A 15,253-nucleotide genomic window follows, 5' to 3' on the forward strand; every position below is an offset into this window, starting at 1 on the left:
CACGGTGTGACATGTCGGCGGTGCTCGCTGCTGACATGTCTGTCACCAGGGAGTTCGCCGCATGTCTCCGCGTACGACCAACCCGTTCACGCCGTGGCGGATCGTCGCCCTCCTGCTGGCGGCCCCTTTCGGCATCGTAGCCACCGCCGTGCTGATCGCGCTTGGCGAGAACGCGTGGGTGCTCGACCTGCGCTGGGAGTCGGACGCCACGGGCGCGCCGGCGGCGATCTGGTCGCCGGCCGACACCGCCGAGGAGGGCGACCACTACTGCGCGGAACTCGCTGCCAGCTACCCGGCCGCACCGGAGCTTGACGCTCACGTGCGGTGGGTGCGCACCACCGACTGGTATCGAGCCCGATGCGGCGCCGCCGGATGATCGGCCGCGTCTGGCCCTGGTGGATCACCACCCCGCCGTACCTGATCTACATCACCGTCCGGCTGGCGATCGAGGATCTTACCGCCAAGTAACCATCTCGTGACTGAGCGCACCGCCCCTTTCCGAGTGAGCCACTCAACCGCGTAGCCTGGTAGGCGTACCTCTTCGCCGAGGGAAGTCCCCCGGCCGACGGGCCGGGGGCACGCGAAGGGGTCGCACTCGGCGAAAAGGTGACGGTCATGGCAGACCCAGACAGCATCGGCGCGCGCATGAAAGCGGCTCGCGGCAAGCTCATCACACAGAGGCAACTCGCCGAGATGGCGGACGTCAGCCTCTCCTTGATCAAGGCCCTCGAGGGCGGGCAGCGGCACACCGCGCAGGTCGGCAACCTGCAGAAGATCGCGAAGGCCCTCGACCTCGAACTCCCTGATCTTCTGGGCAAGCGCGCGGCACTGCCGACCGCAGACGGCGGTGTCGTCGACATCCGCCGAGCGCTCACCCCCGTGGACGACCTGCTCGACGGCGGCGACCTCGACGGCGAACCTGTCACCATCGACGAAGCGCGGCGCACGGTCAGCTACCTGTGGGGCGCCTACTGGGCCGGGCGGTACGAACTGCTCGGCGCGCTGCTGCCCGACGCGCTCGCGCAGCTGCGCGCCACCGCGCAGGCGGTCGACTCCGCGGACGCCCTGGAGGCGTCCAGCCTGCTCGCCCGCGGCTACCAAGCCGCCGGGGATACCCTCGTCCACCTCGGGCAGCCCGATGCCGCGTGGCTCGCTGTCCGGCAGGCAATCGACGCGGCGCGCAAGAGCGAGGACGTCCTGCTCTACGCCGCCATGCGGGTGTCCGTGTCGTGGCAGCTGCTCGTGCAGGGCCGCTACCTCGAGTCGGAACGGGTGGCGGTCGCAGCAGCACACGACATCGAGCCGCACGGGACTACGTCGGACACCGAGCTGGCCGCGTACGGGATGCTCACAGTCACGGCCGCCACCGCCGCGGCGCGTCTTCGTACCGACGGTGCCAACGGCCGGGCTGCCGACCTGCTCGGTGAGGCGAAGGAAACGGCTGACCGGCTCGGGTACGAACGCAGCGACCACCAGAGCAGCTTTGGGCCCGCGAAGGTCGCGATGCTGACCGTGGACTGCGCCGTGGTGCGAGACGACTGGACGGGTGCATTGACGGCCGCCAAAGCGCTGCCGCGCGAAGCGCCCTTACCGCTCGCGACTCGTGCGCGGCATCTCGCCGATGTGGCCCTAGCGCAGCTTCGACTCGGCCACGGCGAAAAGGCGCTAAGCACCGTCCTCGCAATGGAATCGATGGCGCCCGACTGGATTCAATACCAGACTCTGCCGCGACAAGTCGTTTCCGAGTTGGTCGAGCGGGAACGTCGAATGCACGACGAGTTGCGCGATCTCGCGCGACGGCTCGGCGCGATCGGGAAACGCCTGATTTGACGGCCGCTTACTCCGATCGGGTAGGTACACATGGTGTGTACCTTCCCGATCATTGGAGCTTTTAGCGTCATCTGAGTGACGCGCAGCAAAGAACCTTCCTGGAGTTGGAAACAGACGTGGCCAATCCAGGCCAGGTCACAGACCGGCCGCCCGGTTACGCTCGCCGTGGGAATCGTCACCAGCACATCAGACGGCGAACCCGTCGACATTTTCGGTATTCGTGTCGGACGACTCGGCGAGACGGTCGCACTTGAGAACCCCACCCAAATCGGCCTGCTGCTCGCGAACATCCGGGAAGCCGCCGAAAACCTCGACATCGACGAGCTGCGGTGAGCACTGCCGTGGCCGAGCGAGAGGCTGCGCCGTTCTTCCGGCAGGACGGCGAGGGGTACGCCGAGTTCGTGAAGCTGGTGTGGCGGACGTGCAGCTGGTGCGGGCTGGTGGCGCCGAGCGCGCGGGACAACCTGGAGCACCAGGCGCGGTGTGACGAGCGCGAGATACCGCAGCAGCCCGCGCCCGAGGTGCCGACGCAGCCGGAGCCGCGGCCGCGGCCCGAGCCGCCGTTCCCGCCCCCGCCCGCACCGGCGGCGCCCCCGGATTGGTTCGAGCAGCCACCGGCAGCTGGTGCCGCGCGACCGGGGGTGCCTCAGCGATGACCGACCCGACCGAGATCCAGCCGATGAACTTGGCGGGCACGCCGCTGGACCCGCGCGTGGTCAACGCCGCCGAGGAACAGCAGTACGCCGAGGAGCTGGGCGACGTGGTGAGGCGGGCGATGGAGGACCCCGATGCTTGACACCTACCGCCGGGAGATCGGCGCCAACGTACGCACGGCCCGGCTGCGGACCGGGCTGTCCCAGCAGCAGGCCGCGCAGCGGATGATGCCGCCGGTACTGCCGAAGACGCTCGAGGCCTGGGAGACCGGTCAGGAGACGATGACGGCACGGCAGCTGATCGACGTGTGCCGCGTGCTCGGCGTGCACCTGGCCCTCGTGCTGCCCGTCCTGGAGTTGGAAGAGCCGCCATTCGACACGCTACTGGTGCGCGCCGAGCTGCTGCGCAACAACGAGGCGCCCGACCTGGTCCCGCTGGCCACGTGGGCGGCAGGCTACGACGACGACGTCATCACGGTCACGCCCGAGGTGCTGCGCCACGCCGCGGAGCTGTGCAACCAGAGACCGTTGGCACTGCACAACATGCTGAAAATACTGGTGCGGGCCGGGCACCGCGGCCGGCCGGTGCGGTCGAGCGAAACCGCGCTGGCGCTCCAGAAGTGGAGATGAGAGGAGAACCGTGACGGTTCAGGATCAGAAGAAACCGCTGACGTTCCAGGAGGAGCTGGGGCAGGCTCTCCGGCTCGCCCGCGTGCACGCGAACCTCACGGTCCGGCAGGTTGCGCAGCGGATGTTGCCGCAGGTGACCCGGGCGTGCGTGTGGACTTGGGAGAGCGGCGCGATCATGATCCCGCTCCCGCGCCTGCGGGACTACGCCCGGGTGCTCGGCCTGCCGGTCGCGGCCATCATCCCGCCGGCGCCCTGGCAGGTGGTGCAGGCTACCCGCCTACGGCGGACCACGATCACGGAGCTTCGCCCCCTGGTCGAGTGGGCACGGGGCTACGGCGAGGACCTGATCCGGTTCTCCCCGGAGACCGTGGCCGAGGCCGCGCGCATGTGCAACGTCACCCCGGCGCGGCTGCAAACCACCCTGACCCGGATTCAACTGACCGCGTGACCAGAGCGATCCGATCTACATCGGGAACCCTCACCAGGAAAGGCGGTAGCTGATGGCGATCGACAGCAAGTACGGGCCGGTGTCCATACCGGGCAGCACCATCGCGGCGGACGAACCGGTGTTCGTGCTGCGCGGGCAAGACCGGCTGGCACCGGACGCGATGCGCGCGTACCTGGAGCTGTGTAAGAAGGCGGGCGTCCCGCAGCACCACCTCGACGCGCTGGAGCAGTCGATTGTGGACATGGTGCGTTGGCAGGCCAACAACTACACCCAGACCCCGCGCTCGGCAGGTGCTGGCCGGTGAGCGAACCCCACGCCCCCGAGGAGACCGCGGAGGAACGACTCGCGAGGCTCCGCCAGGAGCTGCTGGACGAGATCGCCGAGAAGACGGGGACGAAGGACCAGTGACCTCCCTGGCGGACCGGGCAGACCCCCGACTGTCCCCGGCCCGCCGGGGTTCCAACCCTGCCGGGTCAGCTCCTGTCCGGCAGCGGTCCCCCAGGCACGCGACCCCCAGAGCGGGCCGGGACCGGCCGGGGGCAGCCAGATGAGCGACTGGCTGCCCCTGGTGCGCAGCTCTGCCGGGGATGGCCCGGCAGTGATCCCCGTGTGGCGCAGGCACGCGGGTTGATCGCCCGGGGGCGGTCAGGCACCTGTCGCCTGGCCGCCCCCGGCGCCGCGAGCTGAGCGGGCCACCCCAGCACACACCGCGGGCGGAGTTCACCACGCCAATACTTGCGTGTGCTACCTAACCTGTTGGCGGCACACGGAGACCGGGGGGATGCCGGGCGGCCACCTGCTCCCGGCAGCCGCGCCCCCCGGCGCGCTGACGCGGGCGCGCCGGTCCGCCCCTCGGGGGCAGCGGTGGCCACCCGGCGCCACAGCGTCCCGGGTGGCCACCCTGCCGAATCTGGTCAGCCGTCTTTTCGATTCCAAATCTGGTCAGCAACCTGACCAAAGTGCGCCGATCTGGCTCCCAAGAAAAAGATCTTCAACTTTCTCCGTCTCAGGACTTGCGTTTGCCACCCTAGGGTAGCTATAGTTCTTATATCAGCAAGAGAGACCAAGGAGAAGCGAAATGCACTTCCACCTCCAGCTCGACCCCGGCGCCGAATTCCTCCTCCGCCAGAACGAAGACGGGACCTTTGAGATCCTGATCACCGAGCCGAGCAGCGAGAACTCCACGGTGATCGAACTCTCCGGGCCCCAGGTGATGGCCCTGCGGGACCTGAGATAGGGGCTCCGCCCCCGGCCGAGAGGCCGGGGGCACCCCCTCCGAGAATCTCAAATCCCCCCTTGCGTTTGCTACCCTAGGGTGCCTATACTTGGGTTATGACGGAGAGCGCGAGATTCCAGCCGGAGACCCGGGACGACATCCTCGGCTGGCTGGCCGGGATGGACTCCCTGACCCGGGCACGGGTCGCCGGACTCCTGGTGGACCGGCCCACGATCGAGGCGGTCGGCGCGGCCCGGCGGGAAGCGGTCTGGGAGCTGTCCCGGGAGCACGGCGGGAAGGGCACGGCTGCGCTGCTGGGGGTGGGCACGGCGGCGGTACACAAGGCGGTGGTGCTGCACAACAAGGCGGTGAACGCGCGGGTACAGGGTTGATCTTGCTGATGCGGGGCGTGGGTGCATGTCACCCGCGCCCCGCTTTTTCGTGTGCCCGCAACAGGTTAGGTAGCACATGCAAGTTTTGGCCTGGTGATCTCCACCCCGCATGCCCTACCCTGGCCCGGCGATCCCCGTGTTCCAGGTGACCGCGGCTCGCCGGGTTGCAGCCCCGAGCGGGCCAGGCCCCCGGCCGCACCGCGGCCGGGGGCTCTCCATGCCAGGCCTACAGCGCCGCTTCGAGGCCTCGCTGGTGGTCCGGCCACAACCGCCCCATCACCTCGGCGTCGAGTTCGTCCACGTCGACCCAGCGGGCACCGGTGGCCGGGTCGAGCACCGGCGCCACCGTCTCGGCCAACTGGTAGAACACGGTGAACGTCACGGTCCAGGCGTGCAGGGTGTGCGGCGAGGAGACCGGCCGGATCGCGCGCACGATCCGCGCGTACGTCCCGTTCGGGATGGCCAGCCCGGTCTCCTCGGTGGTCTTGCGGGCACCGGCCGCGATGATCCCGTCTCGGTCCACCGGCCGGTCACCGGCGCGCCACTGCGCCGCGGTGCGCCCGAAATCGGCCGGCGTGGAGTAGCCGCCGACCAGGCACGGGATCGGGCCGCGCGCGGTGGTGCGCTCGCCGATGAGGACCAGGCCCCGCGTGGTGGTGACCACCGTGTCCACCACCACCGTCTCCCCCGCCCACCAGCCGTAACCGAGCCCGGTGGGCAGGCCGATCCGGTCGTCGGCCAGCAGCTGCTCATGATGCGGGTGCAGCGCCCGGCCGTGCTGGTCAAGCACCCAGCCACGGCCGCGGCTGTAGCGCTGAAGCTCGGTGTCGACCTGGACCGGCTCGGCCGCCGTGCTGGTGGTGATGTCCGGATCCATCTCCTCGGGCGGGCAGCCGTCGCGGTTGGGGTGACCGACCGCGTCGTACCCGGCCGGGATCGTCGCGCGGCTGATCAGGGTGCCGTACACGAACCCGAGTTCGCCCGGGGTGTAGCCGGGGCTGGTGGCGTGCAGCCGGGCGCCGTAGCCGGGCTGCGTGGTCTCGGCCAGATACCCGGCGATCTCGTCCAGGGTCTCGGCCGGGTACGGGTGTTCGCCGTACCCGGGTCCCCACAGGTGGGTTTCGGGCAGCAGTCGCGCGTCATGGGTGGTTGGGGAGGTCATGATCGAAGCCAAGCAGCGATCACCCTGCGCGCGCACCTACCAGCAGTTGTTGACCTTGAGCTGACACGTTTCTGGCCAATATCAGGAAAACTACCGACAGGATCGGCGCTTTCCTTGTGAAACAACGAGAAACCCCGCACTCCGATGTGGAGTGCGGGGCTCTCGTCATTCGCGCGGTGCCCGCTGCGGGCGGGCTGTATGGGACGCCTCCGATCCTACCCGGGGGCCTTCGGCCCGTTGCGCACCACGGCGACGGTGCCGCCGCCGAGCAGCGCGCCGAGCACGCCGCACACCAGCACCGCGGTGTCGGTGTCGATGTGCACGCCGATGAGGGCCAGGAGGCCGACCACCGCGCTGGGGCTGAGCCCGGCGAGCACGCCGGCCACCGCCTTCGCGTACTGCTTCCACCACGGAGCGGCCGGGGCGGGCGCGGTCACCGGAACGCCGCCACGGCACCGTGCTGGTCGCCCTCCAAGGTGTAAAGGACCTCGGCGGTGACCGCGCCGTCGGGCACCTTGAGCACGAGCGGGCGGGCGGGGTCGATCCAGAGTTCGCCCTGCGGGGTGCCCACATCGGCGGTGCCCGTCTCCGGCGAGGGGCCGAACCACTTCACGTGGTGGAGCTGGAAACCCATGAAGCCGCGCGAGATCGTGAACTCCTTCGCCCACTTCGGCACAACCGCGGTGCGCGACTGGTACTCGCCTTCGGTCAGTTCCATGTTGGTGTCCTCCATCGGATCGGTGTCGGTCGGCGTGCTCTGGCCGCCGAGCAGTGCGGCGAACTCCTGGCGAGTGCCGCGGAAAGCGTTGAGGTCCAGCGGGGCGTATCCGGCCACCCGGCCGGAGCTGGAGAACTGGAGCAGCGCGACGCCGAGGCCGCCGAAGCCGTCCCAGTAGTGCGCGGGAACGTCGGCGTACTCCTCGGCGATGGTGCCCTGCGCGTTGTCGGGGTACCGCGAGGACCACAGCGGCGGCAGCCCGGCCAGCTTGGGCTTGCCGATCTGGAGCCAGTACCACCGCGGCAGGTACAACAGCGGCACCGGATACCCGGCGGCGCGCAACCGGTCCACGATCTCGCGGGTCAGCGCGACGTTGCCGCTGTTGCCCTCCACGTCGGGGATGACCGGCATCCCGGCGGGCACCGTGCGGCGCACGTTGTCCACCTGCGCCGCGGCGGAGATGCCGGCGCGCTGGTAGTGGTAGGCGCCCACGAGCAGCCCGGCCTTGTGGGCGCGGGCAATGTTCTCGTCAAACCGCGGGTCCACGAACCCGGATCCCTCGGTGGCCTTGCAGATGACGAACTCCACACCCTCGGCGCGCGCCTGGTGCAGGTTCGGGTTACCGCCCTGGTGGTGGGCGATGTCGAGTCCGAAAAGGACCATGTCAGGCTCCTAGTACGGCGTTGAGGGACTGGACGATCGCGCCGGAGCCAGCGGCCGCGATCCCGGCGGCGATCCAGATCTTGCGCTCCAGGGACCGGATGCGGGATTCGTGGTCCGCGATGGACTTCACGTCGGAGCGCATGTCGCGTACTTCGTCGTGCACGGCTTGCAGCTCGGCGTAGATCTCGTTCATCGTGACCACCACGCCGTGGGTGTCCGCCATTCTTCTCATCTCCTTCTCGTGTCCACAGTGGTCACGAAGACTCGGGTTGTGACGCGCTAGTCGGTGACCAGCGCGCCGTTGTGCCACTCGTCCGGCATCGGGTTGGTGTGGCACGGCACCAGCTCGTTGCCGGGCTCGGTCTGGCTGTCCGGGTTGCCCGGGGTGTACCAGCCGAGCAGCTGGCAGTCCTGCCGTTTCCCCGCGTGCCAGTTGGCGTCAGCGGTCGCCCAGTGCAGCCACTCGTCTTCCATGGTGTTTCCCTTCCTCAGCCCGGTGCCGGGACGATCAGCGCGTCGAAACCCGTTGCCGGGCTGTATGCCTGGCCGCCGTTGCCCGGGTCGCCGGAGTCCTTGATCGCAGTCAGGCCCAGCGTCCGGCCGCCGGTCAGCGACGCAGAAACCCCGGACACGGTGAAGTACTTCTGGACGTTGTTCGGCCAGGTCGCCGTCACCACACCGTTCACTTTGGACAGAACCTGCGCGATACCGGTGTCCTGAATGTAGAAGCTCCAGCCCGTTTCGAACTTGGAGAACCGGATACCTCCGGCCATCACGATGAAGTACGGCCATCCGGGGTCGCTGAAGCTGGCGGTGCAGGCGACGAAATGGCTGGTCTTGACCGCGGTGTCCACCGCGCCCGAGGTGATCCGGATCGCGCGGCGCCCGGCCGTGCCAAGCTTGGTGTCGAGCGCGGTGGCCAAGGCCTCGATGTCGGCGGGCACGTTCGGCGCGTCGCCGAGCGCCGGGTACGGAAGGCCGTTGATCGGAGTGTCAGGCACGGCAATTCTCCTTTCTCAGTAGGGAATGACGGTCAGATGACGGCGGTCGAACGTGATGAACCCGTCGCCTGAGTAGCGGGTGTACTTCGCGGTGAAGGTGTTCATGCCGCTGTTCAGGCCGGGCAGGATGGTCTTGTCGATCACGAAGGTGGAGGACACGCTCGCCCCGATGTTGTTGTCGTAGTCGGGGTCGAAGGTGAAGTGCGACAGGCGGATCGCGCGGTAGTAGTTCGCGGGGATCGTCGAAGCCCCGGTGATCTCGAAGCCCATCATTCCGGAGGTGTCGCCACCGACTTCCATGTATGCACTCAGGATCACCAGCGCGCGGCACGCCGAGCTGATGTAGACGTCCGATAGAACCGGGCCGCTGGTGTCGCCGGTGGACAGGTCGCGCCAGACGTTGATGCCCCCGGCGCTGAGCGTCCCGGTGTTGGCGGCGAAGGCCGTGCGCATCGCCAGCGCCGCACCGGCACCCGGCGCGGCGACCCGGCCGAGGATGAAGTACGTGGTCTTGATGCGCATCAGCACCACGGTGTCGTTCGAGGCGAACAGCACGCCCGGACCACTGGAGAGCACCCGCAGGTTCACGAACTGCTGGCCGTTGATGTCGACGGTGTTCGCACCCGAGATCGGGTCCCACGACACCACGACGCCGGTGTGGTAACCGATGTCGGCGGACTGCTGCGGTGCCTGCGCCTGCGCGGCCATGAGGTCGGCCAGGATGTCGGCCTTCATACGACGGGGACTCCGATCAGCTTCTGCCGGGTGGTCGCGGACATCGCGGTCCCGGCGACGAGCGGGTGGGTGACCTGTTCGAGCACGTGAATCTCGGTGTCCTCGAACTGGTCGTACTCGACGGCCACCACGTCCAGCGGCTCCAGCGCGGTGTTCACCACGGCCTGGAAGTCCACCCGGTACGGCAGCCCCTGGGCGCGCTGGAGCTGCGCGCGGGCCGCGTCCTCGCACTGCGCGGTGGAGGTCAGGAACGAGCTGCTGTAGAACTTCGGGACCTTGCCGTACGGGCCGTCCCAGCGGGTGGGGCTGTAGGGGTTGGTGTCCAGCGCGACACCGCGCACCGGCGGCAGCTCGCCGGCCGGTTCCCCGGTGGCCACCACGGCGTTGTACACGCCCTTGCGGGTCAAGCCGCGGGACATCTGGGTGAGCACGCCGCGCGCGCCCTGGTTCACGCGGAACACCGGCACATCCGGGTTCGGCGCCTTCCTGATCACGAGCACACCGCGGTGATCCCAGTACCAAACCCGCGCCCGGCTGTCGACGATGTCCTGGAGGAACTCGAAACGGGACTTCTCCACCACGTGGCTGATCCCGAACGGGGTGTTCGCGTCGAAGTCGAATTCGATCGTCGCGCTGGGATAGACCTCCTTGACCAGGAGGTCGAAGACCTGCGCGATGGTCGCGGTCGGGCCGAACTCGAACGGCTGGAGCACGTCGGCCTCGATGAGCCCGCCCATGCGGTCCTCGGCGACGAGCCGGATTTCCCCGAGGCGGCGCGCGTCGGCCTGGTCGACGTCGGTGAGCCGGAAATAGCCGAGCCCGACGAACTCCTTCGTTCCGTCGCCGTAGTCGATGCCGCGCTCGATGAACAGCTCGTTGCCGTAGGGGGTCAGCAGCGCCGAGGGGGTGCGGGGGAACTCGTCGACCACGGTCACGTTCGCCGTGCCGCGTACGGCGGCGGTGGCGTCGAGCTTCACGTCTCCCGAGCGCAGCGCCAGGACCGGGCCGACCGGGTTCACGCCGGTCTGGCCCGGCGCGCACACCCGCACCCGGGACACCATCTTGTGCGATCCCCGTACCGCGTCGAGGAACCGCGCGCTGACCGGCCTCATGGGACGATCACCTCGGACTCGGCCACGATGTCGAGCACATCGGAGTAGGTCGGCTCCGCGGCGATCAGATCGGCGTAGGTGGCGAACAGGCCGGGCAGGTCGCCGTAGGTGACCGTGGTGGAGAACACCCCGGCGTCGGGGGCGGCGACCTCGACCAACGGGAGCGTGAAGTGCCGCCGCTGGGCGCGCTGGGACTTGCGGCCGTAGGCGTAGTTGCCGATGACCGCATACATCGTCGGGATCGGGCAGTCCGGGCCGAGCGACTGGAACAGCATCACCTCACCGGCGGCGAACCGGGTATCGAGGTCGGCCGCCGCGCCCACGGTGTCGGTGGTGACGCGCAGTTCCATCGACCGCCCAGAGTGCAGGTCGGTGACCGCCACCGGCAGAGTCCGGTTGATCACGTCGAACACCCCGGTCCGCGCGGTGCGGCCGATGTCGCCGAACCCGGTCACGTTGACCTGGACGTTGTTGTTGGGGCGGCGCAAGTTCTTGATCCAGAACTGCGTGTTGACCGGCGTGATGCTGGTGGACTCCTGGCTGATCCACGGCGCCTTCCGCATGGACCAGATGACCGCGCGCGAGATCGCCGCGGCACCACCGGTGATGGTCAGCGTCTGCGCCGCCACGCTGCTGATGTTCGACGCGGCGCTCGCACGCTGCCAGATCGCCGCCTGGTCCAGCCCGACCGCGGTGGAGTTCACCGCGCTGTTGAGGAACAGGCTCAACACGCTCGTGGTGGTGACCTCGGCGAGCTTGTGCGCCACCAGCGCGATCGCCGAGTTGGGGTCGGGCACCGTCAGCGACGGCGTCGGGATGTTCTGCCCGGACGCGTTGGTCTGCGTGGCCAGCGCGGTGTAGCCGGGCTCGGCGTTGGAGAACCCCACGATGTAGGCGGTCACCGTGTCCCCGGCCGCCCCACCAGCCGGGGTGATCGTCGGGTTGACGGTGCCCGCGGTCCACCGCTTGTGGAACACCTTCACCGTCTGGTAGTCGATGATCTTGATCCACCCGGCCGGGGTGTCCACGGTCTGCGCGGTGCTGCGGCAGGCCACCACCAGGGTGAGCAGCATCCCATCGACCTGGAGCCCGGCCGCGATCGTCGGCGTGACCGCCGCGTTGTCGGCGTGCACCGGCCCGTCGCCGTTGGAGTACGAGATCTGTGCGTTGTCCACGTAGGACGCCCGGTAGTGGTTGACCACGCCCGGGATGTACTCGTAGTCGTCGACCACCCCGGCACCGCCGGACAGCCCGACCGTGAGCCCGGCGCGCACTGTGGTCCAGGTGATCGTGTCGGTGGAGCGCTCGACGATCGCGTGGTCGGCCACCGCCGGGGCGCCGGCCAGCTGCACCCGCACCCGGCCGAGGTCGCCGAGGTAGGTCGCGGCGATGCTCATCGGAAACTCCCCGCCCCGGCGCGGATGCTGCGCGCGGCCTCCAACGTGTTCTCCTCGATCCGGATGTCGACGATGTCGGTCAGCTCGGTGTCTCCGATGTAGACGTGGATGATCGGCGGCGCCGAGCTGGCGCCGATGGCCTCGGCAGTGGTGTCCGCGTTGGTCACCCGGCCGGTACTGCCCGGGGTGAACAACTCCGGGCCCTTCTCACCGACCAAATAGGACCGGCCACCGATGGCGGTACCGCCCTTGGCCAGCATCGGAATCTTCGGAATCGCGGGAATTCCAACCGCGCCAGTCACGGTGTTAATTGCGCCGATGGCTCCGTTGGCGAAACCAATCACACCGTTGATCGCGTTTTTGAATCCGCTTTTGATGCCGTCCCAGACGCCGCCGATGAACGAGCCGATCCCGGAGAACACGTTCTTGATCGTGGAGGAGAAGCCGTTCCACTTATCGACGATCCAATCGACGACGGTCCCCACGACATTCTTGATGCCGTTGACGACGTTGTCCCACGCCTGCTTGACGGCGGCCACGATGATCTGGAAGCCAAGTTTGAATTGCTCCCATTTCTGAACGATCCAGTCCACAATGGACGTGATCAGGTCGCTGCACCACTTCCACACCGCGTCCCAGATACCCCGGAAAAAGTCCAGGTTCGAGATCACCAGCGCGATAATCGCGATGATCGCGACAATCGCGGCGATCACCAGTCCAATCGGGTTCGCGCTCATCGCCGCGTTGAGCAGCCACTGCACCACGGTGTACGCGGCGACCGCCGCTTTCCACAGGTTCACCGCCAGCGTCACGGCCTGGATCGCCAGGGCGATACCGCCAATGGCGATCGCCAGCGGGCCGATCCACGCCATGTTCGCGGCGAAGAACGCGGCGAGCCCTTGCAGGATCGGGCCAAGGATCTGGATCGCCGGGACCAGCACCGCGGCCACCTGGCCGGCCAGCGTGCCGAACGCGGCGGCCAGCGGCGGGATCACCGGGGCCACGGCGGTCAACGCCGCGGCCAGCACACCGCCGACGGCTTCGCCGATCATGCGCACGGCCTCGAAGAACGCCAGCAGCGCGGTCTGTCCCTCGAAGCTGTTGAGGAAGTTCGCGACAACCCCGACCAGGGTGCCGATCGTGCCGCCGAACCCCAGGCCCGCGGCGTCGGCCGCGGCGAACACCGAGCTGATGATCGAGCCGAGCTGGCCGAGGAACGCGAACAGCCCGGAGAACGCGTCGATCGCGCGCTGGATCCACGCGGCCAGCGACCCATCGGCGGCCGCGGCCTGAACGAACGCGTTGAACTGCTCGCCCGCCGCACCGAGCCCGGTCGTGAGCTGCGCGAGCATCGGCGCCGCCACCGCGCCGATAGTGATGAACGCCTGACCCACCGGCGCCAGGAAGGCACCGAGGTTCTGGATCACCTTCGAGAACTGCACGAAGATCGTGTTGAGCTGGCTCGCCGCGGTGGTGTTCTTCAGCATCGCGGTGAACTTGGTGGCAGCGCCACCGATCGCGGTCGCGATCGACTGCAACCCCGTCTTCAGTTGGGGCAGAACGGTTTTGAGGTTGTTCACCGCCGGGGTCAAGGACTTCTCGAAGCTGGCCGAGACCGCGGACTTCAGTCCGTCGAGCGTGGGTGTCAGCCCGGCGAACGCGGCCTTGATTCCGTCTCCGCCGAGCTTGATCGCGGCCATGACACCGACGAGCCCGAACAGCGCGGGCACCGCCAGCCCGGCCGCGCCAGACACCGCAGTGAGCGCGCTGACCACGGCGAGCACCAGGCCCACACCACCACCGAACGCACCCACCGCACTCGCGGCCTTCAGCATCGACGCCGCAGCCGCACCGACCTTCGCCGGAACCGCGGCAAACCCCTGCTTCATCTTCTCGGTGCGCTGCTCGACGGCCTTGACCTGAGCAGCCACCACCGCGGCCGCCTTGACGAACCCAGTGGCCGAACCGTCGAACCGGATCTTGATCGTGCGCTGCCCGCTGGCCATCTCAGCCGCCCTCGCTGAAGTCACGGACCACGTTGTCCGCGGCCCGGTTCCACGCCGCGGAGATCGCCGCCTGCTCCTCCTCGACCACCGGGAAAAACCAGTAGGCGGCGGTGCCGCGGTGGCGACGGTGGTATTGCAGACCAGAGCTACCGGCGTAGTGCGGACCCGCGTACCAGCCGGACCGGCTGCTCATCCCGAAGATCGAACCGAACAACAGCGCCCAAGCCGGCGCTCGGTTGCGGCCGAGCTTCTTGTTTCCGCCGGCCGAAATCACCGGCACCCGGTCCCGCTCGGCGCGCACCGTCGAAGCCACGTGCGCGGACTGCGGCGCGCTGTCGGCCATGCCGGAGGCCTTGACCTTCACCGCCAGGTTCTTCGACAGCTCCAGCGACGCGTCCCGCAGTTCCTTCGACGCGTCCTTGGGCAGTGCCGAGAGTGCGCGCAGGGTCTCGCGCGCACCCTCGATATGCAGGTTGACGGTCAGCGCGGTCTTGGCCATCGGTGTTCACCTGCTCCCGGTTCAGTCGGTCATCCGCTGTACTGCGGGCCACCGGCCCCAGGCGCCCGTTGGCCGCGGGCGGCGGTCTTGTTCTGCTCCTTGCGCTGTTCCTCCATCAGCTCCAGGGCTGTGGTGATCAGCGCGTCGTCTTCCTCGTCGAGCCAGTCGTGCACCGGCGTCTGCGTGGAGATCGCCAGCGCGACGAGGCGGCGGGTCAGAGACCCGCGAGGGTAGGGTCCGCCTCCACGTCCATCTCGAATTCCAGATCGAACAGGTCGGTGAATTCCTTCTCGTTGGCGAAGTCATGCATCAGGACGATGTTCTGCCGCTTCACCGCGCAGTAGGCGATGCCGTAGAAGTCGATCAGCGACATATTGTCCTGAATGGACTTGAAGGTCTTGCCCCGGTGAGTCCGTTCCCACAGCACGATGTCGCGCGTGGTGGCGGTCAGCTCGGTGACTTCGCCTTCGTCGTCCTTGAGCTTGAGCGTGATCACAGCGAGAAAACCCCTCTCGTGACGGATGCGACCGCCGAGTAGTTGACGAATGCCTTGCCCGCGTTGGGGTCCCCGATCGGCTGGCCGAACAGGGACGGGCTGAACGGACCGAACAGCTTCCGATCGGCGGCGGGCACGGACACCTCCAGGTCCTCGACCGGAAGGCCCTCGACGTTCTGTGTGGACACCACCGTGACGACGACCGGCGCACCGGAATCGTTGACGACTTCCAGGAAAACCCTGCCGGTGTCGATGATGTCGCCGTCGACGTTCGGCGCGGTCAGCACCGGAGTCA

At 68.4% G+C, this 15,253-nt stretch carries 24 protein-coding genes; 10 read left to right on the forward strand and 14 right to left on the reverse strand.

Going from position 1 to position 15,253, the window contains the following annotated elements:
• The first annotated feature begins 61 nt into the window (after positions 1 to 61).
• From YIM_RS48120 to YIM_RS48165, 10 genes are all read left to right on the forward strand, one after another.
• Entirely contained in the window at positions 62 to 376 is a 315-nt protein-coding gene (locus YIM_RS48120) for a hypothetical protein (protein ID WP_153030690.1), read from the forward strand.
• Between the two features lie 239 nt (positions 377 to 615).
• The gene (locus YIM_RS48125; protein ID WP_153030689.1) at positions 616 to 1,830 is read left to right on the forward strand and encodes a helix-turn-helix domain-containing protein; all 1,215 of its coding nucleotides are present in this window, start codon (positions 616 to 618) and stop codon (positions 1,828 to 1,830) included.
• A gap of 75 nt (positions 1,831 to 1,905) precedes the next feature.
• Positions 1,906 to 2,163, forward strand: coding sequence for a hypothetical protein (locus YIM_RS48130; protein ID WP_153030688.1), 258 nt, complete (start codon positions 1,906 to 1,908; stop codon positions 2,161 to 2,163).
• Positions 2,160 to 2,486, forward strand: a complete 327-nt coding sequence (locus YIM_RS48135) for a hypothetical protein (RefSeq protein WP_153030687.1) — start codon at positions 2,160 to 2,162, stop codon at positions 2,484 to 2,486. Before YIM_RS48130 ends, YIM_RS48135 begins: the two co-directional genes overlap by 4 nt.
• Positions 2,483 to 2,626 carry a hypothetical protein gene (locus YIM_RS48140; RefSeq protein WP_153030686.1) on the forward strand — a complete coding sequence of 48 codons (144 nt, stop codon included), beginning with the start codon at positions 2,483 to 2,485 and terminating at the stop codon, positions 2,624 to 2,626. The genes YIM_RS48135 and YIM_RS48140 overlap by 4 nt, the downstream gene beginning before the upstream one ends.
• The gene (locus YIM_RS48145; RefSeq protein WP_153030685.1) at positions 2,619 to 3,113 is read left to right on the forward strand and encodes a helix-turn-helix domain-containing protein; all 495 of its coding nucleotides are present in this window, start codon (positions 2,619 to 2,621) and stop codon (positions 3,111 to 3,113) included. Before YIM_RS48140 ends, YIM_RS48145 begins: the two co-directional genes overlap by 8 nt.
• 10 nt (positions 3,114 to 3,123) lie before the next feature.
• The gene (locus YIM_RS48150; RefSeq protein WP_153030684.1) at positions 3,124 to 3,561 is read left to right on the forward strand and encodes a helix-turn-helix domain-containing protein; all 438 of its coding nucleotides are present in this window, start codon (positions 3,124 to 3,126) and stop codon (positions 3,559 to 3,561) included.
• A 52-nt stretch (positions 3,562 to 3,613) separates the two neighbouring features.
• Positions 3,614 to 3,865, forward strand: coding sequence for a hypothetical protein (locus tag YIM_RS48155; RefSeq protein WP_153030683.1), 252 nt, complete (start codon positions 3,614 to 3,616; stop codon positions 3,863 to 3,865).
• Between the two features lie 774 nt (positions 3,866 to 4,639).
• Positions 4,640 to 4,798, forward strand: coding sequence for a hypothetical protein (locus tag YIM_RS48160; RefSeq protein ID WP_153030682.1), 159 nt, complete (start codon positions 4,640 to 4,642; stop codon positions 4,796 to 4,798).
• Between the two features lie 95 nt (positions 4,799 to 4,893).
• Positions 4,894 to 5,169 (forward strand): hypothetical protein, encoded by a 276-nt coding sequence (locus tag YIM_RS48165; protein ID WP_153030681.1) that lies wholly within the window; start codon positions 4,894 to 4,896, stop codon positions 5,167 to 5,169.
• 226 nt (positions 5,170 to 5,395) lie between these two features.
• On the opposite strand, the gene YIM_RS48170 is transcribed toward YIM_RS48165, so the two are convergent.
• The 14 genes from YIM_RS48170 to YIM_RS48235 all read right to left on the reverse strand — a co-directional run bounded on the left by YIM_RS48170 (position 5,396) and on the right by YIM_RS48235 (position 15,245).
• Positions 5,396 to 6,331: an NUDIX hydrolase gene (locus YIM_RS48170; RefSeq protein WP_153030680.1), complete on the reverse strand. Its 936-nt coding sequence runs from the start codon at positions 6,329 to 6,331 to the stop codon at positions 5,396 to 5,398.
• A 215-nt stretch (positions 6,332 to 6,546) separates the two neighbouring features.
• The gene (locus tag YIM_RS48175) at positions 6,547 to 6,768 is read right to left on the reverse strand and encodes a hypothetical protein (RefSeq protein ID WP_153030679.1); all 222 of its coding nucleotides are present in this window, start codon (positions 6,766 to 6,768) and stop codon (positions 6,547 to 6,549) included.
• Complete coding sequence (locus tag YIM_RS48180; protein ID WP_153030678.1) at positions 6,765 to 7,712, reverse strand: glycoside hydrolase family 25 protein; 948 nt, start codon at positions 7,710 to 7,712, stop codon at positions 6,765 to 6,767. Before YIM_RS48180 ends, YIM_RS48175 begins: the two co-directional genes overlap by 4 nt.
• A 1-nt stretch (position 7,713) precedes the next feature.
• Complete coding sequence (locus YIM_RS48185) at positions 7,714 to 7,935, reverse strand: hypothetical protein (RefSeq protein ID WP_153030677.1); 222 nt, start codon at positions 7,933 to 7,935, stop codon at positions 7,714 to 7,716.
• A gap of 56 nt (positions 7,936 to 7,991) precedes the next feature.
• The gene (locus YIM_RS48190) at positions 7,992 to 8,186 is read right to left on the reverse strand and encodes a hypothetical protein (protein ID WP_153030676.1); all 195 of its coding nucleotides are present in this window, start codon (positions 8,184 to 8,186) and stop codon (positions 7,992 to 7,994) included.
• 14 nt (positions 8,187 to 8,200) lie between these two features.
• A complete protein-coding gene (locus tag YIM_RS48195) occupies positions 8,201 to 8,713 on the reverse strand; it encodes a hypothetical protein (RefSeq protein WP_153030675.1) in 513 nt (170 codons plus the stop codon).
• A 15-nt stretch (positions 8,714 to 8,728) separates the two neighbouring features.
• Positions 8,729 to 9,448, reverse strand: coding sequence for a hypothetical protein (locus tag YIM_RS48200; protein ID WP_153030674.1), 720 nt, complete (start codon positions 9,446 to 9,448; stop codon positions 8,729 to 8,731).
• Positions 9,445 to 10,560, reverse strand: coding sequence for a DUF5047 domain-containing protein (locus tag YIM_RS48205; RefSeq protein WP_153030673.1), 1,116 nt, complete (start codon positions 10,558 to 10,560; stop codon positions 9,445 to 9,447). The genes YIM_RS48200 and YIM_RS48205 overlap by 4 nt, the downstream gene beginning before the upstream one ends.
• A complete protein-coding gene (locus tag YIM_RS48210; protein ID WP_153030672.1) occupies positions 10,557 to 11,957 on the reverse strand; it encodes a hypothetical protein in 1,401 nt (466 codons plus the stop codon). Before YIM_RS48210 ends, YIM_RS48205 begins: the two co-directional genes overlap by 4 nt.
• Positions 11,954 to 13,750 (reverse strand): hypothetical protein, encoded by a 1,797-nt coding sequence (locus tag YIM_RS48215; RefSeq protein WP_153030671.1) that lies wholly within the window; start codon positions 13,748 to 13,750, stop codon positions 11,954 to 11,956. The genes YIM_RS48210 and YIM_RS48215 overlap by 4 nt, the downstream gene beginning before the upstream one ends.
• 214 nt (positions 13,751 to 13,964) lie before the next feature.
• Positions 13,965 to 14,462 carry a hypothetical protein gene (locus YIM_RS48220; protein WP_153030670.1) on the reverse strand — a complete coding sequence of 166 codons (498 nt, stop codon included), beginning with the start codon at positions 14,460 to 14,462 and terminating at the stop codon, positions 13,965 to 13,967.
• A gap of 29 nt (positions 14,463 to 14,491) precedes the next feature.
• Positions 14,492 to 14,635 carry a hypothetical protein gene (locus YIM_RS48225; protein ID WP_153030669.1) on the reverse strand — a complete coding sequence of 48 codons (144 nt, stop codon included), beginning with the start codon at positions 14,633 to 14,635 and terminating at the stop codon, positions 14,492 to 14,494.
• A 41-nt stretch (positions 14,636 to 14,676) separates the two neighbouring features.
• A complete protein-coding gene (locus YIM_RS48230) occupies positions 14,677 to 14,958 on the reverse strand; it encodes a hypothetical protein (RefSeq protein ID WP_153030668.1) in 282 nt (93 codons plus the stop codon).
• Positions 14,955 to 15,245, reverse strand: coding sequence for a hypothetical protein (locus YIM_RS48235; protein ID WP_153030667.1), 291 nt, complete (start codon positions 15,243 to 15,245; stop codon positions 14,955 to 14,957). Before YIM_RS48235 ends, YIM_RS48230 begins: the two co-directional genes overlap by 4 nt.
• Positions 15,246 to 15,253: the final 8 nt, after the last annotated feature.

The organism is Amycolatopsis sp. YIM 10 (assembly GCF_009429145.1).
GTDB lineage: Bacteria > Actinomycetota > Actinomycetes > Mycobacteriales > Pseudonocardiaceae > Amycolatopsis.